Here is a 25,693-nt window from a genome sequence, read left to right on the forward strand (position 1 = left end):
ATTACGCCGCCCTTAATCCTTCCCATGCCGTGAACACCGATACGGCAAAGAGCAGCAGTCCGGCCGCGCGGCCGGCAAAAATGGTCGCCCGCGGATTGGCGATCAGAAGGTTGCGGCTGCGGCCGGCCGTGATAGCCAGCCCGCCATAGATCGCAGCCTGCGTCACCACGGTCAGCAGCCCCATGACCGTCGCCTGCATCCAGATCGGACCGTAGTCCGGTTTCAGGAACTGCGGGTAGACGGCAAGCACGAACAGGTATGCCTTCGGGTTGATCAGGCAGGTCACAAATCCCTGGCGAAACGCCTTCCATGCGGAACGGCTGCCGGCAGGCCCCTCCTGGCCGACGATGATGGAACTGCGCATCAGCGTGATGCCTATGAAGGCCATGTAGGCGGCGCCGGCAAGCAGCAGCGGCTTGAACAGGATCGGCACGAAATGCATCAGCAGGCCGACGCCGATGGCGCCGTTCAGCGTGTGCACCATGCCGCCGACCATGATGCCGCCGGTCGCGGCAAGGCCTCGGTCGCGGCCGCCGGTCAGTGCATTGGCAAGCACGAAGAGCATATCCATGCCCGGAACGGCGATGATGCCGAACAGCAGGATAAAGAAAAGCCAGAGATTTTCCGCATAGCCCATGTCAGTTGCCTGCCGCCTCGATCCGCCAAACCGCAGCGGAACCTGTTGATTTTCAATTCGATAGGCGCTCCTATAGGTCAGCCCAACTGACGATGGTGTGTCAGTTGTGATGGAAACCGGGCGAGAAAAATGCGCAAGGCGTCGCGCCTGTTCGAGATCATCCAGATCGTGCGGCTGGCGCGGCAGCCGGTGACGGCAGCGACGATCGCCGAGCGGCTGGAGGTGACGGTGCGCTCGATCTATCGCGACATTGCCGCCCTGCAGGCGATGCGCGTGCCGATCGAGGGCGGGCGCGGCATCGGCTACATCCTGCGTCCCGGCTTCGACCTGCCGCCGCTGATGTTCTCGATCGAGGAGATGGAGGCGATCGTCCTGTCGCTGGCGCTGCTGGAGCGCACCGGCGACAGCGAGCTCAAGCAGGCGGCCAAGCGCGTCAGCGCCAAGATCGCCGGCGCGGTGCCGCCGCCCTTGCGCCAGGTATTCGACGCCAATGCGCTGCATGCGTGGGGGTTCGCCGCGCCTTCGACCGGCGCGATCGACCTTGCGCTGGTGCGACGCGCCATCCGCGACGAGGAAAAGCTCGACCTCTCCTATCGAGACGAAATGGGCCGCGCCTCCGAGCGCCTCATCCGCCCGATCGCGCTCATCTACTACGCCGAAACCGCCAACATCGTCGCCTGGTGCGAGCTGCGCCAGGCGATCCGCAATTTCCGCAGCGACCGGATCGCGGATTGCCAGGCGACCGGGTTACGCTTCAAGGGCGAAGGCGACCGCTTGCGGCAGGTCTGGGTCAACGGGTGGGAGACGAACGCTGCGGTTGGCGGCTGACGCGATTTCCCTTCTCCCCTTGTCAAGGGGAGAAGGGGAAGCAGCCGCTCTACCGTACGTCCACCCAGCGCTTTTCCTCGAACGAGCGCGCCATCGCGTGCACCGTGCGCTCTATCTCCAGCCCTTCGGCAAACTCGATGAGCCGCGCCGGCCTGCCTTCAAGCCGCGTCAGCAATTCGTGGCACTCGATGATCTTGAGATCGTTGAAGCCGAGGCCATGGCCCGGCGCCGGCACGAAGAGGTCATAGGGCTTGTGGTGCGGCGCCACCAGGATGGTGCGGTAGCCCTGTTCGGTCGGCCGGTCTGATGTGAGATAGAGCTGGAATTCGTTCGATCGTTCCTGGTCGAACAGGATCGACCCTTTAGAGCCGAAGATCTGCACGGCGATGCGGCCCTTGCGGCCCCAGGCTGAGCGGTTGACCAGCAGCGTGCCGGCAATGCCGTTTTCCAGATGCATCAGCACGCTGGCGATGTCGTAGGTCTCCACCGCGCGACGGCCGCCGCTGGCCAGCTTGCGATCGGCATAGGGTTTAGCCATGTCGCAGATGACACTGGCGACGCGGCCGAACAGGGCTGAGACCAGAGACAGCGGATGCACGGCGAAATCGTCGAGCGCGCCATAGCCGGAAGCTGCTTCGTGCTTCCAGAAGAACAGCGCTTCGGGGTCGGCCATGAAGTCCTCGTCCATCTCGATGCGCAGATGGTTGACCTCGCCGATGATCTTCTCTTCCAGCAGCGCGCCGATATGGCGGATGGCCGGGCTCTGGATGTAGTTGTAGCCGAGGGCCGCGACCTTGCCGGACTTTTTCGCCGCGGCCGCCATCGCCTCGGCCTCGGCAAAGCTCGGCGCCATCGGCTTTTCGCACCACAGATGCTTGCCTGCCTGAAGAACCGCGATGGCCATTTCCGGATGGAACTGGTTGGGCGTGGTCAGCGAGACGATGTCGACTTCGGGATCGTTGACGACGGCGCGCCAGTCGCCCGACGCCTTGGCGAAACCGAACTCGCCCGCCTTGCGCCGGGCAAGCTCTTCATTGACCTCGCCGAGATGGACCAGCCGTGGCTTGGCCACGTCGGGAAAGACGGCGCTGACGGCACTCCATGCGATGGCGTGACACTTGCCCATGAAACCCGTACCGATGAGACCGACGCCGACCATTTTCCGTTTCTCCACTGCTTGAAGCGCTGCGTGGATGAATTAGTCCATTTTCTCCTGAAATGGAATGTCTGCCTCATTTTTTATGGTGTTCTTGCGCAGGCTCGCTATGATGAGGCACAGAGGACGCTTCACGCATGAGCCTGGACAGAGCGACGATGGACGAACGGGTACCTCGCGATTTCGAGACGCTGCGCACCACCATCCTGGAGCGGCGCGAAAGCCTGCCGAAGCGCATCGCCCAGATCGCTGCCCATGCGCTCGACAATCCCGACGATATCGCCTTCGGCACCGCCGCCAGCATCGCCGCTTCGGCGGGCGTGCAGCCTTCGACCCTGATCCGATTTGCCCAGCAGCTTGGCTTCGATGGTTTCACCAGCCTGCAGCAGGTGTTTCGCGAGCGGCTGCGCGAGCGCAATTCATCCTATGACGAAAGGCTGCAGGCGCTGCGCGTCAAGGCTGAGGGAGGCGCCGGCCACCGGGCGATCTTCGACGGCTTCGTCGCCGCCGCCTCGACCTCGCTCAACGATATCTCGCGCACGCTGGACGAAGCGCATCTGGAAGACGCTATTTCCCTGCTGGCAAAGGCGGAAACCATCTATGTGCTGGCCAAGCGGCGCTCCTATCCGGTGGCGTCCTACATCGCCTATGCGCTGGGCAAGCTGAAGATCCGCAACCAGCTGATCGAATCGGCGGCCGGGCTGAATGCCGAGATGATCGGCTTCGCCACGCCGGCGGATGCCGTGATCGCCATCTCCTTCTCGCCCTACGCGCCCGCCACGATCGAGGAGGCGCGCAGCATTTCGGAACAGGGCGTGCCGATCGTCGCCATCACCGACAGCTCGTTTTCGCCGCTCGCCCAGTTCGCCAAGGTCTGGTTCGAGGTTGCCGAGGCCGATTTCGCCGGCTTCCGCTCACTGTCGGCGACAATGGCGCTGGCCATGGCACTGACCGTCGGCGTCGGCGAGAAGCGGCGCGACACGGGCAGGAAGCGCAAGGCCTGATCCACCGCCGAAAAGGTACTTTTCATCGAAGGAATGCTCATTCCATATTGACTATGGATTGGAATTATTATTTCATATTCCCGGCGCCACGCTGCCGCTCGCGCGTGTACCCCAACACAACAAGGCCGACGGGAGGTTCCAATGAGCGAAGCCGTGGACGCTGAATACGCGCCGCTCGACGTGATCACCATCGGTCGCGCTTCCGTCGACCTTTACGGCCAGCAGATCGGCTCGCGGCTGGAGGACATCACCTCCTTCGCCAAGTCGGTCGGCGGCTGCCCGGCCAACATCTCGGTCGGCACCGCCAGGCTCGGCCTGCGCTCGGCGCTGCTCACCCGCGTCGGCGACGAGCAGATGGGCCGCTTCATCCGCGAGCAGCTGACGCGTGAAGGCGTCAATGTCGACGGGCTCAAGACCGACAAGGAGCGGCTGACCGCACTGGTGCTGCTGTCGGTCGAGGACGAAGGCGTCTCGCCGATGATCTTCTATCGCTCGGACTGCGCCGACATGGCGCTGGCGCCGGAAGACATCGATGAGGCCTTCATCGCCTCGGCGCGCTCGATCGTCGTCACCGGCACGCATTTTTCCAGGCCTAACAGCGATGCCGCGCAGCGCAAGGCGATCCGCATCATGAAGGCCAAGGGCGGCAAGGTGGTGTTCGACATCGACTACCGGCCCAATCTGTGGGGCCTCGCAGGCCATGCCGAAGGGTTCGAGCGCTATGTGAAATCGGACCGGGTCTCGGCCCAGTTGAAGACGGTGCTGCCCGATTGCGACCTCATTGTCGGCACCGAGGAAGAGATCATGATCGCGTCGGGCGCCGACGATTGCCTGAGCGCCTTGAAGACGATCCGCTCGCTGTCGTCCGCCACCATCGTCCTGAAGCGCGGCGCGATGGGCTGCATCGTCTATGACGGACCGATCAGCGACGATCTCGAGGACGGCGTCGTCGGCAAGGGGTTTCCGATCGAGATCTATAATGTGCTCGGCGCCGGCGACGCCTTCATGTCGGGCTTCCTGCGCGGCTGGCTGGGCGGCGAAGACCATGCGACGGCGGCGACCTGGGCCAATGCCTGCGGCGCCTTCGCCGTGTCGCGGCTGCTCTGCGCGCCGGAATATCCGACCTTCGAGGAGCTGCGGTTCTTCCTCAAGAACGGCAGCAGGCATCTGGCGTTGCGCAAGGACGAGGCGATCAACCACATCCATTGGGCAACGACGCGCCGGCGCGACATTCCCTCGATGATGGCGCTCGCCTGCGACCACCGCGTGCAGCTCGAGGATGTGGCGGCGAAGGCCGGTGCCGATCCCGCACGCATCCAGGATTTCAAGGTGCTGGCGGTCAAGGCGGCGGCGAAGGTTGCCGCCGGCCGCGACGGCTACGGCATGCTGATCGACGAGAAACACGGCCGCAAGGCGATGTTCGAATTCGCCAGGCATTCCTTCGCCTGGCTCGGGCGGCCGGTGGAACTGCCGGGTTCGCGGCCGCTGCGCTTCGAATTCTCGCAGGACATCGGCTCGCAGCTCACCGAGTGGCCGGTCGACCACTGCATCAAGTGCCTGTGCTTCTATCATCCCGACGATCCGGCCGCGCTCAAGGAAGAACAGCAGCAGAAGTTGCGCGCGCTGTTCGAAGCGGCGCGGAAGGTCGGCAGGGAACTTCTCATCGAGATCATTGCCGGCAAGCATGGCAAGCTCGACGACACGACGATCCCGCGCGCGCTGGAAGAACTCTATGCGCTCGGCATCAAGCCGGACTGGTGGAAGCTCGAGCCGCAGGCGTCGAGCGGCGCCTGGGCGAAGATCGAGGCCGTGATCCTGAAGCACGACCCCTGGTGCCGCGGCGTCGTGCTGCTGGGCCTGGAAGCGCCGCAGGACGAACTGGAAGCGGCATTCGCCGCCACCGCCAAGGCGCCCATCGTCAAGGGTTTTGCCGTCGGCCGCACCATCTTCGTCCATGCGGCCGAACAATGGCTGGCCGGCAGGATGTCGGATGACGAGGCGATCGCCGACATGGCGCAGCGCTTCGAACAGTTGACGGATGCGTGGCTTGCCGCGCGCGGCCGCAAGGCGGCATAAGAAGGCGCGGAATAGGACTGCGGAGGAAAACACCATGAGCAAGACAATCCGCCTGACGATGGCGCAGGCGCTGACCCGCTTCCTGTCGCGCCAGATGACCGAGATCGACGGTAGCAAAGTCCCGATCTTCGGCGGCGTCTGGGCGATCTTCGGCCACGGCAATGTCGCCGGCATCGGCGAGGCGCTCTATCAGGTGCGCGACGAACTGCCGACCTTTCGCGCCCACAACGAACAGGCGATGGCGCATGCGGCAATCGCCTACGCCAAGGCCAATTTCCGCCGCCGCTTCATGGCCGCGACCTCTTCGATCGGCCCCGGCGCGCTCAACATGGTGACGGCGGCGGCGCTCGCCCATGTAAACAGGTTGCCCGTCCTGTTTTTGCCAGGCGATGTCTTCGCCAACCGCATCCCCGACCCGGTGCTGCAGCAGGCCGAGGATTTTTCCGACGGCACGGCGACGGTCAACGACTGCTTCCGTCCGGTTTCGCGCTATTTCGACCGCATCACCCGGCCGGAGCAGATCATTCCTGCGCTGAGCCGTGCCATGGCCGTGCTGACCGATCCGGCCGAATGCGGCCCGGTGACGCTGTCGCTCTGCCAGGACGTCCAGGCCGAGGCCTATGACTATCCCGAGAGTTTTTTCGCGGAGCGGGTCTGGCACCAGCGCCGGCCGCGCCCGGATCGCCAGGAACTGGCGGCCGCGGTCGCCGCGCTCAAGGGTGCAAAAAAGCCGTTGGTGATCGCCGGCGGTGGCGTCCTCTATTCGCAGGCGTCGGACGAACTGGCGAAATTCGCCGAGAGCGGCGGCATCCCGGTCTGTGAGACGCAAGGCGGCAAATCCTCGCTGCCGGACAACCACCCGCTCAACATGGCGGCGGTCGGCGTCACCGGCACTTCTGCCGCCAACCGGCTGGCTGAGGAAGCCGATGTCGTGCTGGCCATCGGCACGCGCCTGCAGGATTTCACCACCGGTTCGTGGGCGCTGTTCAAGAATTCGGGCAAGACCATCATCGGACTCAACGTGCAGCCCTTCGATGCCGGCAAGCACCGCGCCCGGCCGCTGGTGGCCGATGCGGCCGAGGGCCTAGCGGAACTCGGTGCTGCGCTGAAGGACTGGAAGGCGCCGGCAAGCTGGACCGACAATGCGTCCTCCGGCAAGAAGGCCTGGGCGGTCGAGGCGGCCAAGGTGACGGCGTCGACCAATGCCGCCTATCCGTCCGATGCGCAGGTGATCGGCGCGGTGCAGCGCGCCATGGGCTCCGGTGTGACGCTGCTGAATGCCTCCGGCGGGTTGCCGGGCGAATTGCACAAGCTTTGGCAGGCGGGCGCGCCCGGCTCGTACCATGGCGAATACGGCTTCTCGACCATGGGCTATGAGATTGCCGGCGGGCTCGGCGCCAAGATGGCGAAGCCCGGCGAGGAGATCGTCGTCATGATCGGCGACGGCTCCTACCTGATGATGAATTCGGAGATCGCCACCTCGGTGATGCTCGGCCTCAAGCTGACCATCGTGCTGCTCGACAACCGCGGTTACGGCTGCATCAACCGGCTGCAGATGGCGACCGGCGGCGCCAACTTCAACAATCTGCTGAAGGACTCGCGCCACGAGGTTCTGCCCGACATCGACTTCGCCGCGCATGCGGCGAGCATGGGGGCGATTGCCGAGAAAGTGCCGTCGATCGCCGGGCTGGAAAACGCGCTGGCACAAGCCAGGAAGAATACGCGCACCACGGTGCTCGTCATCGACACCGACCCGCTGGTTTCCACCGATGCCGGCGGTCACTGGTGGGATGTGGCGGTGCCGGAAGTGTCAGTGCGGCCGCAGGTCAACGCGGCGCGCAAGGCGTATGACGAAAAGCGGCAGATGCAGACCATCGGCGATTGATAGAGGCGCCGAAGCTCCTCCTTCTCCCTGTCTCTACACGGGGAGAAGATGCCGGCAGGCAGATGAGGGGCGGCGCCAACGAGCAAGAAACTGTTTTAGGACCGGAGTGACGACTTGAAAGCCAAACTGGGCATGTCCCCCATTGCGTGGTGGAACGACGATCTTGCGGAGCTCAGCGATGACGTGTCGCTGGAAGAATGTCTGCGCCAGTCGCGCTCGGCCGGCTTCACCGGCATGGAGATGGGCCGGCGTTTTCCCAATGACCCCGAAATCATGCTGCCGATCCTGAAGGCCGCCGACGTCACGCTGTGCGGCGGCTGGTTCTCGGGCACGCTGGTCGCTGGGGAGATGGCCGACAACAAGGATCGCATCCAGCCGATGATCGACCTGTTCAAGGCGGTGAACGCGCCTTGCATCGTCTATGGCGAGGTTGGCCGTTCGATCCAGGGCGACCGCTCGAAGCCGCTGGCGACCAAGCCGAAGCTGTCGGACGACGAGATGAAGGCTTATGCGAAACGCCTGACCGCGTTTGGCGAATGGTGCGCCGAACAGGGCATGCCGTTGTCCTACCACCACCATATGGCGGCGGTGGTCGAGACCGAGCCGGAACTCGATGCCTTCATGCGCTATTCCGGAGCCGGCATTCCGCTGCTGCTCGATGCAGGCCATCTGGCATTCGCCGGCGGCGACGTGCTGCGCGCCATCGACAACCATCATACCCGGATCAGCCATGTGCATGTGAAAGACGTCCGCATGGGGGTGATCGAAAAGCTCGACCGCACGAAGCAGTCCTTCCTCGATGCGGTGGCGCTCGGCGCCTTCACCGTGCCGGGCGACGGTTCGCTGGACTTCGGCGCCATCGTGCAGCGCTTCGCCAACCATGGCTATGACGGCTGGTTCGTGGTCGAGGCCGAGCAGGACCCGAAGAAGAACCCGCCGCTCAGGATGGCGCAAGTGGGCTACAAGGAATTGATGCGCGTCATGACGGCGGCCGGATACACGGTCGAGACGCAAGGCTTTCCAAATGTCTAGTCTCCCAATGGCTGATGCGACGGGTTCCCGGCGAGGCCGATTGCTGTAGATTGGCCCGATGAAAGATTCCGAACACCCCTTCTTCCGGCCTTTGTGGCGGCGTGTCGCCGTCGTCGCGGTCTGCGTCATCTGGTCGATCATCGAGTTCGCCACCGGCACGCCGTTCTGGGGCATGATCGCGCTCGGCTTCGCCGGCTACGCCGTCTGGCAGTTTTTTTATCTCTACAAGCCTGCTGACGAGGCGAGGCCTCCGGTCGGGCCCGAGCCGAAGGAGTGACTGATCGCATGCGTCGGCGGTTAGCTTCCAGTGCTTCTAACTTCGTCATCCTAGGGTCTCCGCGACGGAGCTTCGCTCCTGCTACGCCCTAGGATGACGAAGTTGAGAGGCTTCGGCCGATCTCGAAGATTTGCGATAGGAGAGACAAAAATGTCGAAGCTGCTCGTCAAAGCCGACAAGGGCCACGGTCGCGTCGCCCATGTGACGCCGAAAAGCGCCGGCTGGACCTATGTCGGTTTCGACCTGCATCGGCTGAAGCCCGGCGAGAGCGCCTCCGGCAAGACGGAGGATCGCGAAGTCTGCCTGGTGTTCGTCACCGGCAAGGGCAAGGCTTCAGCCGGCGGCAAGGATCTCGGCCTGCTCGGCGAGCGCATGTCGCCCTTCGAGGGCAAGCCGTGGTCGGTCTACGTGCCTGAGGGTTCGGACTGGTCGGTGACCGCGGACACCGAACTGGAGCTCGCGGTCTGCTCGGCGCCGGGCCTTGGCGGCCGCCTGCCGGTTCGCGTCATCGGACCGGACGATCTCGGCCAGGAGGTGCGCGGCAAGGGCACCAACACGCGCTATGTCACCAACATATTGCCGGAGGGCAAGCCGGCCGATTCGCTGCTGGTGGTCGAGGTCATCACGCCCGGGGGGCATACGTCGAGCTATCCGCCGCACAAGCACGACCAGGACAATCTGCCCGCTGAATCCTACCTCGAGGAAACTTACTATCACCGCCTCAACCCGCCGCAGGGCTTTGCCTTCCAGCGCGTCTACACCGACGCCGACAAGAACGGCCATCGCGCGCTCGACGAAGCAATGGCGATCGAGGATGGCGATGTCGTGCTGGTACCCAGGGGTTATCACCCCTGCGCCGCCTGCAATGGCTACGACCTCTATTATCTCAACGTCATGGCAGGACCGAAGCGGACGTGGAAGTTCCACAATGCGCCCGAGCATGAATGGCTGATGAAGGCCTGATCGGTCGCTGCGTGAGCACTCGCTCCCTGGTCCAGCACGAAAAAATCGTCGGCTAATGACCCCGCCGCAGCGTTTTGTTACCTGAAAGCCAGCAAGGCTTCGTCAATTCGTCATGGAAATCACCTATGGCAGCGAAGCTGACAAGGACTTTCCATGCGCTACGCCCTCTATTTCACTCCCCGGCAGGACGAGCCACTGGCGCGGATTGCCGCCGACTGGCTGGGCCGCGACCCGTTTGGCGCCGCCACGAGGCCGGTCGAAGCGGTGGCCGACCTGTCGGCGGCGGAAGTCGCTTTCCACACCGCTTCGGCGCGCCGCTATGGTTTCCATGCGACGCTGAAAGCACCGTTCCGCCTGGCTGCCAACGAGACGGAAGTCTCGCTGCGCGCCGCACTCGACCATTTTGCCGAGGTGACGCCGGTGGTGACCATTCCCCGTCTCGTGGTCAGCCAGATCGACGGCTTCTTCGCACTGGTGCCGGAAGGGCCAGTGCCTGCGCTCAACCGGTTCGCCGATGACGTGGTGCGCGACTTCGACCGGTTTCGCGCACCGCTGAGCGAGGCGGAAATCGAGCGGCGCAGCCCGGATTCGCTGAAGCCGGCCGAGTTCCGCAATCTCTGCCAATGGGGCTACCCCTATGTCTTCGAAACCTTTCGCTTCCACATGACGCTCTCCGGCCGGGCGGGGTCACAGGAGAGCCCGCGTTTGCGCGCAGCGATCGACAGCCTGTTCGCGGAAGTGCTGCAACAGAAGGTGCTGGTGGATGCGCTGACCTTATTTGTCGAAACCGAACCGGGTGCGCCGTTCATGGTGCTCTCGCATCACGCGCTCGGGCGCCGCCCGGCCAGAAAAACCGCCTGAAGGACTGCCTGAAATGACCGCCGAGACTGTTCTCCACAATGCCCGCATCGTGCTTGCCGACGAGATCGTCGAAGGTTCGCTGGTGCTGCGCGACGGCTTTATCGTCGGCATCGAAGCCGGCGCAAGCTCTGGTTCTAGTCGCACCGGCGAGGATATGGGCGGCGACTATATTATTCCCGGGCTGGTCGAGTTGCACACCGACCATCTCGAAGGCCATTACGCGCCGCGGCCCAAGGTGCGCTGGAATCCGATCGCCGCCGTGCTCGCCCATGATGCGCAGGTGGCAACCGCCGGCATCACCACCGTGCTGGACGCCTTGCGCGTCGGCATGGACGAAGACGCCGACCTGACATCGGCCGACATCCGCAAGCTGGCCGACGCGATCGAGGACAGTGTGAAGCAGGACCGTCTGCGCGCCGACCATTTCATCCACCTGCGCTGCGAGGTTTCGGCTCCGGACTGCCTCAGGGCTTTCGCCAATTTCGACGGCGACGAGCGGGTGAAGCTGGCATCGCTGATGGATCATGCGCCAGGCCAGCGCCAGTTCGTCAATCTCGAAACCTATGCCTACTATTACCAGCGCAAGCTGAAGCTGACCGATCGCGACTTCAAGGTGTTCTGCGAAAAGCGGATGGCCGAATCGGCGCGCAATTCGGCGCCGAACCGGGCGGTGATCGCCGCCGCCTGCCAGGAGCGCGGCATCGTGCTGGCCAGCCACGACGACGCCACATCGGGCCATGTCGACGAAGCGATCGAGCAGGGCGTGCGGGTCGCCGAATTCCCGACCACGGAAGAGGCCGCCAGGGCCTCGAAAGAGGCCGGGATGGGTGTGCTGATGGGCGCGCCAAACGTTATGCGCGGCGCCTCGCATTCGGGCAATGTCTCGGCCCGTACGCTGGCCAGCGACGGCCTGCTCGACATCCTGTCGTCCGACTACATTCCCTTCAGCCTGATCCAATCGGCGTTCTTCCTCGGCGATGTCGTCGAAGGCATTTCCCTGCCGCAGGCCGTCGCCATGGTCTCGAAGAACCCGGCCGATGCGGTTGGCCTGACCGACCGCGGCGTCATCGAGCAGGGCCGCCGCGCCGATCTGGTGCGGGTGCGCGTCGACGACCATGTTCCGGTCGTGCGCACCGTGTGGCGGCAGGGACGCCGGGTGGCATGATGGTGTCGGCACTGATCGAGCGGGAACTTTCGGCCGAGACGTTTCCGATCCGCGATGGCGTTTTCGTGGCCGTCGTCGGCCCAAGCGGCGCCGGCAAGGACACGGTGATCGGCTACGCCCGCAACCATTTTGCCGACGAAACGCGGCTGGAGTTCGTCCGCCGGGTCATCACCAGGCCGAGCGATGCCGCAAGCGAGGATCACGACACGCTGGCCGACGCTGCCTTCGCCGAAGCCGAAGCCGATGGCGCCTTCGCCATTTCCTGGGAAGCACACGGCTTGCGCTACGGCATCCCCGCCGATGTCGACTGGTCTGTCGCCAATGGCCGTGTCGCTGTCGCCAATGTGTCGCGCGCGATCATCCCCTCCTTGCGCGAACGCTATGCCAACCTGGCCGTCGTCGAGATGACTGCCTCGCCTGAAGTGCTGGCCGAGCGTCTGGCGATGCGCGGCCGGGAGTCCCGCGGCGAAGTGCTGGCGCGGCTGGCACGCAGCGCCAATGTCACTCTGTCCGGGCCCGGCGTCACCTCGATCGACAACAGCGGCCCGCGCGAAGCCGCCGGCGAACGCTTCGCCGAGGTGCTGCGCAAGGCGATGGCCTTTTCCGACATGTCGGGCCTGATCTAGGCTAGCTATTCCGCAGCCTGGCCCGCCACGCCCTTGCGGGTGGCGTCGACCATCAGCCGCCGTTCCCGGAACACGCCCCATTGCTGGTCGACCAGCACGCCGATGAGGATGACGCCGCCCATCACCGCGAAGTTGAGCGAGGACGGGATGCCGAGCAGGTTGACGAGATTCTGCAGCTCCTGCAGCAGCACCGTGCCGAGGATGACGCCGATCAGCGAGCCTTCGCCGCCGCGCAACGAGAAGCCGCCGAGCACGGCGGCGGCGATGGCGTAGAGCTCGTAGAACTGGCCGTGGCTGGCCGGCGAGATCGAGCGCGTGTACATGGCGAAATAGATCGCCGACAGCGCCGTCAGCACACCGCAGATGACATAGGCGGCGATGACGACACGGCCGGTGCGGATGCCCGAATATTTCGCCGCCTCCTCGTTCTTGCCGATGGCGTAGAGATAGCGGCCGAACACCGAGCGGTGCAGCACCACCCACATGACGATCGAAATAACGATCAGCGCGATGAAACTGTTCGGCACGCCATAGGAGCGTCCGGCCGTCAGGAATTCGAGCTCGGGAAAATTCTGGCCGAACGCAAAACCCGCCGTGCCGTCGGCAGTGTAGAAGCGGGCAACACCGCGGTAGATCAACAGGCCGCACAAAGTGACGACGAAAGGCTGCAGCTTGAGCCTTGTGATCAGCCAGCCATGCACCAGGCCTATGACGGCGCCGAGGAACAGGATCAGCACGAAGGCCAGCGGCCAGCCCACCTCGCGCACGGCGATGAAGTCGATGAACAGCGTTCCAAGCAGCGCGACCACCGAGCCGACCGACAATTCGATGCCGCCGGTGATGATGACGAAGGCCTGGCCGATCGACAGGATGCCGAACAGGCCGATCAGGTTCGAGGTGTTGGCGAGGTTGATCGGCAACAGGAAGCGCGGATTGATGATCGCCACGATCGCCCCGACCACCAGGATCAGGATCAGCAGGCCGAGATCTTTCTTGCTCATCGTCGTCTCCCCAATGCCTGAGCAGATCGCGCTTGCGCGAGACCCCGGCAAAACTACTTCGGCTGCTTGCCCACCGCCAGCAGCAGCACGTTTTCCTGGCTGAACCGGTCCTTGTCGAGAATGCCGGAGATTTGGCCCTCATGCATGACGGCGATGCGGTCGGACACGCCGATCACCTCTTCCATGTCCGACGAGATCATCAGCACGGCGACGCCGGCATCGGCCAATGCGCGCATCAGGCCATAGATTTCCGCCTTGGCGCCGATGTCGATGCCGCGCGTCGGCTCGTCGAGGATCATCACCTTGGGGTTCATGGCCAGCCACTTGCCGAGCACGACCTTCTGCTGATTGCCGCCCGACAGCGTGCCGGTGCGCGTCTGCACCGAAGGCGCCTTGATGCCGAGGTCTTTCTTCTGCTTCTCGGCGGTGGAGGTCTCGGCGCTTGAGGACACCAGGGAGCGGCGCGCATGCGCGGGCAGATTGGGCAGCGAAATGTTCTGAGCGATCGACAGGTCGAGCAGGATACCGGTCAGCTTGCGGTCTTCCGGAACCAGGAAGATGCCGTGCGCGACGGCGTCGGCCGCGGAAGCCAGCGCAAGCGGCTTGCCGTCGAGTTCCAGCGCGCCGCCGAGCTTCGAATCGATGCCGAAGAACACCCGCGCCAGCTCGGTGCGGCCGGAACCGACAAGACCGGCGAGGCCGAGGATTTCGCCGCGCCTGACGTCGAGATCGACCGGGCGGCCGGGATAGGCAGGGGTGCGGATGGCCTTGGCCGCAAGTGCTACGGCGCCGGGCGCACGCGCCGCTTCCGAGGCCTTCTCGCGCTCCTTCAGCATGCGGCCGATCATCAGCTTGACCATCTGGTCGTGGCCGATATCGCTCTTCGGCAAGGTGCCGGCCAGCATGCCGTCGCGCAGCACCACGACGCGGTCGGCGACGCGCTCGACCTCGTGCAGGCGGTGCGAGATGAAGATGACGCTGATGCCGTCGGCCTTCAGCGCCTTGATGACGTCGAGCAATTTGTCGGTCTCGGCGAGCGGCAGGCTCGATGTCGGCTCGTCGAGGATGACCAGCCGCGCCTCGATCGACAGCGCCTTGGCGATCTCGACCATCTGCTGCTGCGCCAGCGACAGGGTCGCGACCGGCGTGTCGGCGGAAAAATTGGCGCCGACGCGCTTCAAAAGCGGCGCCACCATGGTGCGCAGCTTGGCGCGGTCGACGAGCTTGAGCGGCCCGGCGCGCAACGGCTCGCGGCCGAAGAAGATGTTGGCGGCGACGTCCAGATTTTCGAACAGGTTGAGTTCCTGGTGGACGAAGGCGATGCCCGATCCCATGCTGGCTTCGACGGAGAGCCTGTCATGCGCGGTGCCGTCGACGGTGATCGTGCCGCTGTCGGGCCTGGTGACGCCGCCAAGGATCTTCATCAACGTCGATTTGCCGGCGCCGTTTTCGCCGACAAGGCCGATGACCTCGCCCGGCCTGACCTCCATGGAGAAGCCGTCGAGCGCGACGACGCCCGGATAGGTCTTGCGCACGTTCTCAAGGCTGAGGAACGGGGCGGTCACGGATGCAGCAATGGATGTGTCGGAATAATTCATCATGCCTGACAGCGATTGGCGGGCCAATTTCTGAGCATGATCTTTTCCGAGAACCGGCTTCCACTTTTCGGGATCATGCTCTTGGCTTTTGGCAGACTGACGATCCTCGCGGTGTTCGTCAATGCGAGCAGCCGGCCCAAGCGACGTTGAGCCGGCTGAACTGCTTCAAGTCTTAGTTTCCGGCCATCGCCTTCAGATTGGCGGCGTAGGCGTCGACGTCATCCTTGCCGATGATCTTGGTCGGGATGATGATGAGGTTGCCTTCCGGGATGCCCGACTTGTCGCCCTTGAGATAGGCAGCCATCAGTTTCATGCCCTGATAGGCCCATTCGAAGGGCTGCTGCACGACGGTGGCGGCAATGGTGCCTTCCTTGACGCCGCCCAGCGTGATCGGATCGTCATCGAAGCCGACGACGGTGATCGAGCCGAGCTTGCCGGCATCGCGCAGCGCTTCATAGATGCGCGGCGTGTTGTAGGAGTAGAAGCCGACCATGCAGGTGACGTCGGGGCTGGCGACCAGCGCGTCCTCGACGTTCTTCTTGGCGCGCGCCTGGTCGATGTCGTCGCCGCGCACGTCGATCAGCTCGATCTTGGTGCCGGCCAGGCCGTCCTTCATGCCCTGGATGCGCTCCTTGGCATTGTCGGCGCCGAGCAGGCCGACGAAGCCGAGGCACTTGCCGCCATTGGGCATCGCCTTCTTGGCGATCTCGGCCGCCTGCTTGCCGGCATCGACGTTGGACGAGCCGATATAGGCGACGCGCTTGGTCTGCGGCGCGTCCGAGTCGGTGGTGAAAAGCGCGGTTTCCGAGGCGATCTTGTTGAGGCCATCGGTCGAGGTCTTGGGATCGACGGCCGAGACCATGATGCCCTTGACGCCGGCGGTCACCAGATCGTCCATCAGCCGCTGCTGGATGGCGACCGAGGACTGTTCGGGATATTTGAGCTCGAGCGTATAGTCGGGCAGTTCGCCCTGCGCCTTCTTGACGCCGGCTTCGGCGGCCTTCCAGAAATCGGAAGCGCCGTTGACGACGAAGGCCAGCGTCGGCTTGTCGTCGGCGCGCGCGATTGCCGTGGCCGACAGGCCAAGCAGCAGCGCGGTCGCGGCTACGGATGCATTGCGTATCAAGGATTTCATGTTCAACCTCCCGTTTGGCTCAGTCGTTGGACCGGCCGATCTTGCACTGACCTGATTTGCCGTTTGCAGCGTGGACGCCCTCCTCCTCAAAGGGGTTCCCGGCACCGAAAGAATGGCGTCGTTCCAGCCACGACAGCGACCTTAGAGACTCATCCTTCATTCGTAAATAGTCCGATTTGTCTGACATATCACATATCCGAGACAAGGCTTGCGGAGATAGCATCCGCTCGCCACCGGGCCATTTTTCGTACTCTCCCGCCGCCCCGGACGTGACCGGCCGGATGCGACGATTGACGGTACAGCGCATTTTTGTATTAGTAAACAGTATTAGTTCCGAGCCAATGCCAGCGGTTTCGCGGTGTGCCCGCCGGCGTGCCGCCCTCACCGCTGGGCAGCCGCCCAGGCCTTTTATTAATTGAGCTTTCGCTTGTATGGAGATGCGTGGCGGATGGACCTCCGGCATACTAATAGTTATAAACGAGCTCGACGTTATTCCGATAAATCGACGGCGTCACGCCACCTTGCCGGCCTGACCGGCCAGCCAGACTGGGATTTGCCATGAGCGAGACGACGGATCGGGCCAGCGACACGGCGAGGCGGCGCAAGGCGCCGGCCAAGGGCGCCAAGGGCCGCGTCACCATGATCGATATCGCCAGGGCTGCCGGCTGCTCGCAGGCGACCGTGTCCTTCGTGCTCAACAATTCGCCAGGGATCAAGCTGTCGCAGCAGACCCGCGAACGGGTGATCGAGGCCGCACGGACGCTTGGCTACACCGCGCCCGCTTTCGAGGCGCTTCACCCGGCATTGCCTGCCTTCGAGGGGCCCGCCTTCGAAGGGCTGGACGGGGTGATCGGCTTTGCCGTCGACCAGCTCGCCACCAGCCCCGAAGCCGTGGTCGCCATCGAGGGCGCGCGCCAGGCCTCGTGGAATGCCGGCAACGTGCTTCTGGTGGCGCAGACGCTGGGCGATTCCGTCATGGAGCCGCGCGCCATTTCAGCGCTGACCAAGCGGGGCATTTCGGCGCTGATCTACATGACCATCTTCACCCGCGAGATCACGGCGCCCGACTATCTCTACGGCCTCGACATCCCGGTGATCCTGCTCAACTGCTACACGGCGGACTACGCCTTCCCGGCCGTGGTGCCGAGCGAGATCGCCGGCGGCCAGAGCTCGACCCGCCATTTGATCAGCCACGGCCACCGCCGCATCGCCACCATCACCGGCGAGCCGTGGATGCAGGCGGCACAGGACCGGCTGAAGGGCTACCGCCGCGCGCTCGCCACGGCCGACATTCCGTTCGATCCCGAGCTGGTGGTCGAGGGCGACTGGTCGGCCAGCGCCGGCTATGCCGCCACCGTCAAGCTGCTGGCGCTCAGGGATAAGCCCACCGCCATCTTCTGCCAGAACGACCGCACCGCGATCGGCTGCTACGAAGCGCTGAAGGAAGCCGGCCTGCACATTCCGCAAGACATTTCCGTGGTCGGCTACGACGACGAGGAAATCGCCCGGCATTTGTTCCCGCCGCTTACGACCTCGATCCTGCCGCACATGGCGATGGGCCAATGGGCGATCGAACAGCTGGAAGCGCCGGCGGCGCCTGGACGGGGGCGGTATCCGATCACGAAGCTGGAGTGCCCGCTGGTGGAACGGGAGAGTGTGCGGGCGGTGGTAGGGTAACGCGACTCGGCGGGCCCGCGCTGGCTTACCTTCGACCGTTAGGGAAACCTGACCAGTGGGACGAAGAGCTGATGGCGGCAATGCAGACAATTCTTGCGCGGAAGGGGGTCAAGGTCGAAGTCCGAGACATTCATTCCCATTGGTGCAACAGACCGGCACGGTTGCGAATTTGGGGTTGGACACGCCGTGCCGGCCAGTGCTGGACACCCCAGCCCGATTACGCTACCGGCACAACAGGAATCCAGCAATTAAGCCTGATGGTCTAGATCGCGAGTGCAGAGCCTGTTCTCGCGCTTCAGGGGGCCTTTTTACCACGGGCATTACTTCTCCTCCGGGCAGTCCAGCATCTTCGCATGGCGATGCATTTCTTCGCACCCGTCCGACAAGGCCGGGCTTGAACCATTCCGCCTTGTCTTTCTTCAGGCCTTCGGCACTGGTCCGCTAACCTTGCCCTGCACGCGGTCCCACAGGCAGTTGCGTCTGCCGAACTTGAAATTGAGGTTGACGGAGCCGACTTGCGGAATCGGCTGTCGTTTCCTGGAGAAAGCAAAAAGCCCGCCACCTTTCGGCAGCGGGCTTTCCAAAACTGTAACTCTCTTGGTTAATCGATAATCCCGGATGAGCTGGGCGAAGCCGTCACTGACGACAGTCGCTCACGCTTCGTGAAAACGGGCTTCTGATAGATTTTCTTCATCGACATTCCCCTTTGCCAATAATGTGTCACTCTTTGCCTTCCGCCGGGCAGCGTGTCAATCGCGCAACAAAATGCCGCCACCTTTCGGCAGCAGGCCGGTCACGGCGGTATGTCGATGGCCATCACCGCCTCCACGGAAGGAACGCTGATGGCATTCCAACTTGCCCATCGTTTTCGGATGATTAACAAAAAGGGCAATTATGTAACTGACAAACCCGGCTCTTATTGGCGCTGGCTGTCAGGAAAGATCTGCCTGCGCCTTGCCCTTGCCGATAACCTTTGCTTGCCTACTGTCCCGACCATGAGAGGAGGCAAACATGGAACGGCTTTACCCGGTAGCTCTCGTGACGCTGTTTTGTAGCTTGATGATATTCGGAATGGCGGTGACGGTCGCGAGAACCCACAAGAAGACTGGCATACTGGCGCCCGCAATGACCGGCGACCCGCTCCTTGAACGAACCATCCGGGCACATGCCAACGCGGTGGAATGGTTCCTATCTTTATGCCGTCGATGTGGCTGTTCGCGATCTACTGGAATGCCGCGTGGGCTTCCGGCCTTGGGCTGCTCTGGATGATAGGTCGGATTGCATATTTCGTAGGGTATCGCACCGCGCCCTTGAAGCGCTATCCCGGCTTCTTCGTCCAGTCGATTGCAGCCTTCGCGCTGCTTTTTGGCGCTCTGGGCCGGATCATCTATCTGATGCTCTAGGCGCTCCCCAGCCGCGGGAGAACGGCACGGTGCCTCATAAGCGGAGATAGGGCGCACTCACTCCGATCGGTGTCGGGTCGGTAACATTGCTGGACGCGTTCGAGGGGCGCCAAATGCTCATCGCCTCCTATTACATGTGGTTCGACGGCCGGCCGGCAGCCGAGCAATGAGGGGTGCACCTTCTTCACGACGCAGGTGGCCCATTCGCGGGCTCGCGACACCCTCGCCGCCGAACGCTGGCGGTTGCCCTGGCTGGCGGTTGAGAAGAATTATGCCTTTGAAGGGCTGAAGGGCCGCGTGAGCCTGCTCGACCGCAAAGCTGCCCACGACAAACGCAGTGCCCCGAAACGGTCCCTACATGAACTGGCGCACCCGACAGGATTCGAACCTGTGACCTCTGCCTTCGGAGGGCAGCGCTCTATCCAGCTGAGCTACGGGTGCTTTCCGGAATCCGGAAAACGAACCAGCCGGTGAACCGGCAAGTCACGGCTTCTTAGCGGAAGCGGGCGCGGGCTTCAACGGGCAATTGGAGATTGGCGTAGCGACTTGGCCCGGTGCTCCTGGCTGCGGCCTATGAGGTTCCCGCCCCCGCCTTCACCGTCCGCCTTCCACGCACCGCCCGCTTCGGCTTCTTCGCACCGGCCAGTTCGTGCATCGCGTCCAGCTGCATCTGCTGCATTTCGGCCAGGCGCGTCCATTGGCGCGAGATGAGGTAGTCGAGTTTTTCGTGCAGATGGCGTACTTCGAGCTCGGCCTTGAGGTTGACGCGGTAGTCGTTGAAGGAGCGCAGGCGGTCCTTGGACTCCTGCCGCCGCTGGCTCATCATGATGATCGGCGCCTGGATGGCGGCAATGCAGGAGAGCAGCAGGTTGAGCAGGATGAAGGGATAGGGATCGAAAGCGGCGCTCATGCCGGCGACCAGATTGATGCCGATCCACACCAGAAGCACGCTGCCGAACGAGATCAGGAACCACCAGCTGCCGCCGAAGGCCGCCATGTTGTCGGAGACGCGGTCGGCGAAGGTGCGGTGCTCCTCGAATTCTTCTTCCGAGTTTTCGGAAATCGTGTCCTGCCTGGCGATCGATTCGACCACCTGGCGGTCGAGCTCGGAGAATTCGCCGTGCTCCTGCTGCAGCAGCTCCTCCATATAGCGCATGCGGTAGCGGCCGAGCTCGGCGCGGCTGATGCGGGCGCCGGCCGGCAGGTCGGGATGGTCCGAGCGGATGCGGTCGGCGAGGCTCGGGCGCAGCGTGTCGATGCGCACCAGATCGCGCTTGCGGAATTTGCGGCCCGATATCGCCGACGGCTTTTTCTTCGGCTTGCCACGGTGGGCGCCGGGGCCTGCCGGTTCGGAGTCCGGCACTTCGGGCGTGTCGAAGTGTTCGTCCGATACCGGATCGGCCTCCAGCTCACCGACGATCGGCGCCTCGAAATACTCGCCGCCGTCATCGTTCTGATTGTCTGCCGCCTGTTCGGGCGTTTTGGGGACGGTGCTCATGGTGGGCTCCTGAGGGTGCTGGGCGACGATAGACAGAGGTGGCGGCGCATAGCCAGCGCCGGGCACGGATTTCGCAGGCCGGACAAGTGTTTTTGATCGGAGAAGGCGATGTGGCTGGCGGCGGCTCGCCTCTCAGGGCGGGTGGAGACGTTCCAGATTGGCCGGAGCGGGAAGAACTTGCCCGATGTTTGCGCCAATCACCCCCCGCTGTCCTGCCGGACATCTCCCCCTCAAGGGGGGAGATTGGCTGTTGTCCCGGCTTTCGCCAATTTCCACCGTCACAGGAGTGAGCGGAGCGCCGAAGCTGCCAATCTCCCCCCGGGTTGAGGAGCGGTCCGCGCAGCGGGCGGAAAGCCAATTGCTTGGCTTTCCGAGCGACGAAGATCCGGCAGGACAGAGGGGGGCGCTGTCCCGCCAACGTGCACAAGGTTCTGCAGGGCGGCGGGCAACAAAAAACCCGCCTTGCGGGCGGGTCACGTTTCCAGTCGATCAGTTGGCGCGACTCAGCACCATACCGAAAATAGTAGCATAGCTGCCCTCAGGGTCAAGAAAAAATTCCTATCGATATCCGTCCCCGCGCAGCCTAGCGCGATGCTTGCTACCGGCAGCTCGCCCTTCGCAGGCTCAGGGCGTTCGTCGTTCAAAAAGCCAAGCAATTGGCTTTTTGTCCGCTACCCGGACCACTCCTCACTGTTCCGCGAACATCAGCCTGGTCTTGGCGCCGTCCGTGGTCGGCGACAGGCTGCGCTGGATCAGCGCTTCGACATGGTCGTTGCGCTGGCGGGCTGAGTCGGCGCCCATCACCACGACGATCAAATTGCGGCCGTCGGCATTGTAGGAGGTGACGATGTTGAAGCCCGACGCCCTGATGTAGCCGGTCTTGATGCCGTCGACGCCGCGCACGCGGCCGAGCATGTCGTTGTGGCCGCGCACCAGCCGGCCGCGGAACATGAAGTCGCTTTCGGAGAAATAGTGGAACTGCTGGGGAAAGCGCTGATGCAGCGCCATGCCGAGCACCGCCATGTCGCGCGCCGTCGTCATCTGGCCATCGTCGGGCAGGCCCGACGCGTTGCGGAAGGTGGTGCTGGTCATGCCGAGCTGGCGTGCCTTGGATGTCATCATGGCGGCGAACTGATCCTCCGAGCCGCCGAGATATTCGCCGACCGCCACCGCCACGTCGTTGGCCGATTTGACGACGATGGCGCGGATCGCGGAATCGACGTCGATGCTTTCGCCGCGGCGGAAGCGCATCTTGGTCGGCGGCTGCGAGGCGGCATGGTCCGAAACCGGGATCTGCGTCTGCTTGCTGACGCGGCCGGACTCCAGTGCCTCGAACAAAAGATACAGCGTCATCATCTTGGTCAGCGAGGCGGGGTAGCGCTGCGCCGTCGAGCTGACCTCGAACAGCTGCTTGCCGGTCCTGGCGTCGACCACGATGGCCGCATATTTCTGCGCCGGCGCGGGCACGGCCAGCACGCTGTCGGGCGGCGTCGTGGCGCAGCCGGCCAGCAGCACCAGCAGGGCTAGTGCCGCAAAAACTCTCTGGATGAGCGGAAGGGGGCGCAGGTAGGACAAGGGCTGGACTGTTCTGGGTCGGCTGTTGCTGAGATGAGACGACGCTAACGTAACGCGGCTGTTGCGTCCATTTGGTTAATGCCGGTTAGCCCCAGGATTGTCGAGGCCTCGCAAGCTTGGCATCCGCCCCGAAAACGCCGGTTTTCCCGTGTCTTTCCTTGCCAAGGCCGCGTTTCCCGTGGGAAGGAGCGTGGTATCGAGGGCTTGGGGGCTTGGCATGACGAACATCGGGGCCGGGGGCGCTGCGCCCTCGCTTATCAGGGCATCACTCAGCCGCACCGGCAAATGGGCCGGCAGCGTCGCCTTTGTCGGGGGTGCCGTATCCGACATCCTCAATCCGCTGGCGCCGTTCGCCGCCTATGTCGCGCTGGTCGCCGCGGTGGCCGCAATCATCATCGCCATTGCCATCGTGCTCCGGCTGGTGCTGGCGGCCAAGGCGCTGCCGGCCTTGATCTTCGCCACCAGTGCGGCGGCCGTCGCCGGCGGCGTCTACGGCCTGCAGCAGCAGACCAACGCCCAGCACGGGGTGATCGCCAGCCTGGTGCCGGCCGTTGCCGGGCTGCAGCAGTCGATGGGCATCGTTACCGAGAAAGTTGCGAAGATCGAGCAGACCGTCACGCAGACGCAAAAGACGGTGGAGGCGGTCAAGCAGTCGACCGACACGGTGGCGAAAAAGACCGACGAGATCGCGTCCGTCCAGCAGCAGCAGACTGAGCAGACGGCGGAAGTGCAGAAGACCACCGACGAGGTGAAGAAGGAGACCGAGACGCTGGTCGCCGGCCAGGCGCAGCAGCAGGCCCAGACCGAGAAGCTGCAAGCGACGACCGTGCAGATCGCCGCCTCGATCGACATCATCGCCAAGGGCTTTGCCGCCTTGGCCGCGCAGGGCGGGGCGATCGCCGAGCCGAAGCGGCCGGACGAGTTCTACCACAATGCCCGCGTCTACGAGTTGTCCGGCGACATGCTCAATGCGCGGCGCTCCTACCTCGCCTTTGCCGGCTTCGACGTCGACGCCATCGACCCCTATACGCGCTTTGCCACGCTGCTTCGGGTGCAGGACGGCAAGGCCGGCGCGCGTGAGGTGTTCGGCGCGCTTGCCGACAAGGGCAAGGCGCTGTCGATCAAGCTCGTGCATATCCAGCAGTTCGACGACGCCCAGCGCCTCGACAAGCTCAACGTCTTCATATCAGCCAATCCGGATTTCGCGCCGGCCTATTTCCTGTTGGCGCAGGAGTTTTCCGAAGACCGCCTCGGCGCCCAGACGCTGGCCGACAAGCGCAACGAGGCCAAGGCGCTGATCAAGTTCACGTCCTACGAAAAGGATGGCGGGCTGCTCAAATATTTCGTCGACCAGACGCAGTTGGCCGACTGGCTGGACCGCAGCCGCAGCCGGCTGGCGGCGCTTGGCGACGTGCTCGACCCCGCCCGCTTCGTGCCTTCGCTGACGCCGATGCGCTCCAACCAGGGCTGGTCGATGACCATCTCGCTGCCCGAGCCGGCGACCGCCATCTCCTGGCGCATGGGCGACAGCGGTTCTTTCACCGACACCGGTTTCCTGGCCATGAACGACCAGACGACCGGCAAGCCGATGGCCAATCCGAGCTTCGAGATGCCCGGCAGCACCGTGGCGGGGATCATTGCGATCAAATATCTCGACATCAGGGGCCGCGAGACCGGCCCGTTCGACATCCGCTTCGACCCCGAAACAGCGCTTCAGCAAGGCAACAAGCAGATCCTCGACCAGTTCTGGACCTCGTGGATCGCCTTCGATGCCAGCGGCAACCACGGCCTGGTCTATTTCACCCAGATGCTGTCCTACCGCTGCGCCATCAAACAGGTGCATTACAGCCTGAACGGCGCGGCACTCGACAAGGAGATCAAGATGCCGCCTTGCGACAAGAAGGACCCCTACGCCATCCCCTACGATTACCAACCCTATTTCAAGGTCGCCGACAGCGTGAAATCGATGTCGGTGCAGGTTACCTACACCGACGACACCAAGTCGCCGGTGCGGGAATACAAGCGACAGTAGCTCACCCTCCCCTTGTGGGGAAGGTGAAGGTGCGCGATGCAAAAATGCCCTGTCGCAGTGCTTGCGCAACCGCCGCCGAACGGTTCAGTTTGCGCCTTCAGAATCGGTGACAGCGCAATGACCATCCACACCATCAAGGCCAGAGGCATTTCGGTTTCGCTCGACCTCACGGTCGGCCACATCGCCGACATGGTCGTCGAGGGCGGCGGGCGGCAGCTGAAGCCGCTGCATCGCGCGCCCTGGGTCGATGCGAACGAGACGCTGCCGAAAGACCTGCCGGAAGGCACGGTTCGGCTGTCCGGCGATTTTCTCTGCGCGCCGTTTTCGCGCAGCGATGTCGAGGAAGCGCCGCTGCATGGCTGGCCGGCCAACAGCGCCTGGGATGTCGTCGAAAGTGTCGCGACCGACGATGGCTGGCGCGCCGTCTATCGCCTGCGGCACGAGGTGATGGGCGCTTCGGTCGACAAGATCCTGACGCTGCGCGACGGCCATCCCTTCCTCTACCAGGAGCATGTATTTTCCGGCGGTCATGGTGCGATCTCGATCGCCCATCACCCGATGACGGCCATGACCGGCGGCGGCAGGCTGGCCTTTTCGCCGAAGCGTTTTGCCGCGACGCTGGACGATCCGCTGGAGCCCGATCCCGCACGCGGCCGCTTCATGCTCGCCTATCCGGCTCGCTCCACCGATCTCGGCCATTTTCCCGCCGCCGGCGGCGGCACGCTCGACCTGACGGAATACCGCATGGATGACCGTCGCGAGGATTTCATCACGCTGGTCGAAGCCGACCATGGCGGGCCGGGATGGACCGCGCTTGCACGACAGGCCGAGGACGATCTGGTGCTGGTGCTGAAGAACCCGGCCGAACTGCCAATCACCATGCTGTGGTTCAGCAATGGCGGGCGCGACTACGCCCCATGGAGCGGCCGCCACCTTGGCGTGCTCGGCATCGAGGATGGCCGCGCTGCCGTCGGCCATGCCGCCTCGATCGGCGACAACTGGCTGAAGCGCGAAGGGGTGGCGACCGCTTTTGCGCTGGGCGAAGGCCAAAGCGTGTCCTTTCGCCACGTCATCGGCGTCCTGCCGCTGTCGGGCGGCGAGCCGCCGCGGGACGTCACGACGGCGGATGGCCGCATGCGGCTGCAAGCCGGTGGTTCGACGCCGGAGGTTCCCTTCGACAGCGATTTCCTGCGCATTGGCCAGCCGCTGGCCTCGTAGGTGTGATTGCGCGGCCGCAGGGTTTGAAATTTCCGTGAACTGTCGC

General features: G+C 64.0%; 22 protein-coding genes, 1 tRNA gene and 1 pseudogene. 16 read left to right on the forward strand and 8 right to left on the reverse strand.

From position 1 onward, the window contains the following. Position 1: 1 nt before the first annotated feature. Positions 2 to 637, reverse strand: coding sequence for a LysE family translocator (locus RPF88_RS21030; protein WP_027161048.1), 636 nt, complete (start codon positions 635 to 637; stop codon positions 2 to 4). A 129-nt stretch (positions 638 to 766) separates the two neighbouring features. Here RPF88_RS21030 and RPF88_RS21035 point away from each other — a divergent pair, with 129 nt between their 5' ends. After that, on the forward strand, positions 767 to 1,465 hold the full coding sequence (locus RPF88_RS21035) for a helix-turn-helix transcriptional regulator (RefSeq protein WP_337123134.1): 699 nt from the start codon (positions 767 to 769) through the stop codon (positions 1,463 to 1,465). A 49-nt stretch (positions 1,466 to 1,514) separates the two neighbouring features. On the opposite strand, the gene RPF88_RS21040 is transcribed toward RPF88_RS21035, so the two are convergent. Beyond that, positions 1,515 to 2,624 carry a Gfo/Idh/MocA family protein gene (locus RPF88_RS21040; protein ID WP_064992841.1) on the reverse strand — a complete coding sequence of 370 codons (1,110 nt, stop codon included), beginning with the start codon at positions 2,622 to 2,624 and terminating at the stop codon, positions 1,515 to 1,517. Between the two features lie 155 nt (positions 2,625 to 2,779). On the opposite strand from RPF88_RS21040, the gene RPF88_RS21045 reads away from it, so the two are divergent. The 9 genes from RPF88_RS21045 to phnN all read left to right on the forward strand — a co-directional run bounded on the left by RPF88_RS21045 (position 2,780) and on the right by phnN (position 12,510). Further along, positions 2,780 to 3,625: a MurR/RpiR family transcriptional regulator gene (locus RPF88_RS21045; protein WP_024502014.1), complete on the forward strand. Its 846-nt coding sequence runs from the start codon at positions 2,780 to 2,782 to the stop codon at positions 3,623 to 3,625. 141 nt (positions 3,626 to 3,766) lie between these two features. Continuing rightward, a complete protein-coding gene (locus tag RPF88_RS21050; protein ID WP_027161050.1) occupies positions 3,767 to 5,701 on the forward strand; it encodes a bifunctional 5-dehydro-2-deoxygluconokinase/5-dehydro-2-deoxyphosphogluconate aldolase in 1,935 nt (644 codons plus the stop codon). Between the two features lie 34 nt (positions 5,702 to 5,735). Next, positions 5,736 to 7,586 carry a 3D-(3,5/4)-trihydroxycyclohexane-1,2-dione acylhydrolase (decyclizing) gene (gene iolD / locus RPF88_RS21055; protein ID WP_337123135.1) on the forward strand — a complete coding sequence of 617 codons (1,851 nt, stop codon included), beginning with the start codon at positions 5,736 to 5,738 and terminating at the stop codon, positions 7,584 to 7,586. Between the two features lie 114 nt (positions 7,587 to 7,700). Then, the gene (iolE, locus tag RPF88_RS21060) at positions 7,701 to 8,618 is read left to right on the forward strand and encodes a myo-inosose-2 dehydratase (protein WP_337123136.1); all 918 of its coding nucleotides are present in this window, start codon (positions 7,701 to 7,703) and stop codon (positions 8,616 to 8,618) included. A gap of 58 nt (positions 8,619 to 8,676) precedes the next feature. Next, positions 8,677 to 8,895: a hypothetical protein gene (locus tag RPF88_RS21065; RefSeq protein WP_027161053.1), complete on the forward strand. Its 219-nt coding sequence runs from the start codon at positions 8,677 to 8,679 to the stop codon at positions 8,893 to 8,895. Between the two features lie 150 nt (positions 8,896 to 9,045). Beyond that, positions 9,046 to 9,858 (forward strand): 5-deoxy-glucuronate isomerase, encoded by an 813-nt coding sequence (gene iolB, locus RPF88_RS21070; protein ID WP_337123137.1) that lies wholly within the window; start codon positions 9,046 to 9,048, stop codon positions 9,856 to 9,858. Between the two features lie 153 nt (positions 9,859 to 10,011). After that, a complete protein-coding gene (locus RPF88_RS21075) occupies positions 10,012 to 10,719 on the forward strand; it encodes a DUF1045 domain-containing protein (RefSeq protein ID WP_013528376.1) in 708 nt (235 codons plus the stop codon). 13 nt (positions 10,720 to 10,732) lie between these two features. Continuing rightward, positions 10,733 to 11,884 (forward strand): alpha-D-ribose 1-methylphosphonate 5-triphosphate diphosphatase, encoded by a 1,152-nt coding sequence (locus tag RPF88_RS21080; protein ID WP_337123138.1) that lies wholly within the window; start codon positions 10,733 to 10,735, stop codon positions 11,882 to 11,884. Further along, positions 11,881 to 12,510 (forward strand): phosphonate metabolism protein/1,5-bisphosphokinase (PRPP-forming) PhnN, encoded by a 630-nt coding sequence (gene phnN / locus RPF88_RS21085; RefSeq protein WP_337123139.1) that lies wholly within the window; start codon positions 11,881 to 11,883, stop codon positions 12,508 to 12,510. The genes RPF88_RS21080 and phnN overlap by 4 nt, the downstream gene beginning before the upstream one ends. Positions 12,511 to 12,515: 5 nt before the next feature. Here phnN and RPF88_RS21090 read toward each other — a convergent pair whose 3' ends face one another. From RPF88_RS21090 to RPF88_RS21100, 3 genes are all read right to left on the reverse strand, one after another. Beyond that, positions 12,516 to 13,511 carry an ABC transporter permease gene (locus tag RPF88_RS21090; RefSeq protein WP_063170981.1) on the reverse strand — a complete coding sequence of 332 codons (996 nt, stop codon included), beginning with the start codon at positions 13,509 to 13,511 and terminating at the stop codon, positions 12,516 to 12,518. A gap of 53 nt (positions 13,512 to 13,564) precedes the next feature. Further along, positions 13,565 to 15,109 carry a sugar ABC transporter ATP-binding protein gene (locus RPF88_RS21095; RefSeq protein WP_337123899.1) on the reverse strand — a complete coding sequence of 515 codons (1,545 nt, stop codon included), beginning with the start codon at positions 15,107 to 15,109 and terminating at the stop codon, positions 13,565 to 13,567. 172 nt (positions 15,110 to 15,281) lie between these two features. After that, entirely contained in the window at positions 15,282 to 16,244 is a 963-nt protein-coding gene (locus RPF88_RS21100) for a sugar-binding protein (RefSeq protein ID WP_013528381.1), read from the reverse strand. 558 nt (positions 16,245 to 16,802) lie between these two features. Here RPF88_RS21100 and RPF88_RS21105 point away from each other — a divergent pair. The 4 genes and pseudogenes from RPF88_RS21105 to RPF88_RS33420 form a co-directional block, all read left to right on the forward strand. Beyond that, positions 16,803 to 17,921 carry a LacI family DNA-binding transcriptional regulator gene (locus tag RPF88_RS21105; RefSeq protein WP_337123140.1) on the forward strand — a complete coding sequence of 373 codons (1,119 nt, stop codon included), beginning with the start codon at positions 16,803 to 16,805 and terminating at the stop codon, positions 17,919 to 17,921. Between the two features lie 809 nt (positions 17,922 to 18,730). Then, positions 18,731 to 18,976, forward strand: a complete 246-nt coding sequence (locus RPF88_RS21110; RefSeq protein WP_127223424.1) for a hypothetical protein — start codon at positions 18,731 to 18,733, stop codon at positions 18,974 to 18,976. A gap of 126 nt (positions 18,977 to 19,102) precedes the next feature. Then, entirely contained in the window at positions 19,103 to 19,324 is a 222-nt protein-coding gene (locus RPF88_RS21115) for an MAPEG family protein (protein WP_337123141.1), read from the forward strand. 195 nt (positions 19,325 to 19,519) lie between these two features. Continuing rightward, positions 19,520 to 19,579, forward strand: a pseudogene (locus tag RPF88_RS33420) (hypothetical protein); the annotation flags it as partial. A 109-nt stretch (positions 19,580 to 19,688) separates the two neighbouring features. On the opposite strand, the gene RPF88_RS21120 reads toward RPF88_RS33420, so the two are convergent. From RPF88_RS21120 to RPF88_RS21130, 3 genes are all read right to left on the reverse strand, one after another. Further along, positions 19,689 to 19,765 (reverse strand) — tRNA-Arg (locus tag RPF88_RS21120). A 130-nt stretch (positions 19,766 to 19,895) separates the two neighbouring features. Then, positions 19,896 to 20,822 carry a DUF1003 domain-containing protein gene (locus tag RPF88_RS21125; protein ID WP_024502026.1) on the reverse strand — a complete coding sequence of 309 codons (927 nt, stop codon included), beginning with the start codon at positions 20,820 to 20,822 and terminating at the stop codon, positions 19,896 to 19,898. A gap of 687 nt (positions 20,823 to 21,509) precedes the next feature. Beyond that, positions 21,510 to 22,397: a D-alanyl-D-alanine carboxypeptidase family protein gene (locus RPF88_RS21130; protein WP_013528386.1), complete on the reverse strand. Its 888-nt coding sequence runs from the start codon at positions 22,395 to 22,397 to the stop codon at positions 21,510 to 21,512. A gap of 217 nt (positions 22,398 to 22,614) precedes the next feature. Between RPF88_RS21130 and RPF88_RS21135 the strand changes: the two genes are divergently transcribed. Both RPF88_RS21135 and RPF88_RS21140 read left to right on the forward strand, forming a co-directional pair. Beyond that, on the forward strand, positions 22,615 to 24,429 hold the full coding sequence (locus RPF88_RS21135; protein WP_337123142.1) for a methyl-accepting chemotaxis protein: 1,815 nt from the start codon (positions 22,615 to 22,617) through the stop codon (positions 24,427 to 24,429). Between the two features lie 117 nt (positions 24,430 to 24,546). Further along, on the forward strand, positions 24,547 to 25,647 hold the full coding sequence (locus RPF88_RS21140) for a hypothetical protein (protein WP_337123143.1): 1,101 nt from the start codon (positions 24,547 to 24,549) through the stop codon (positions 25,645 to 25,647). Positions 25,648 to 25,693: the final 46 nt, after the last annotated feature.

The sequence above is a fragment of the Mesorhizobium sp. ISC11 genome (genome assembly GCF_037162595.1).
Taxonomy (GTDB): domain Bacteria; phylum Pseudomonadota; class Alphaproteobacteria; order Rhizobiales; family Rhizobiaceae; genus Mesorhizobium; species Mesorhizobium ciceri.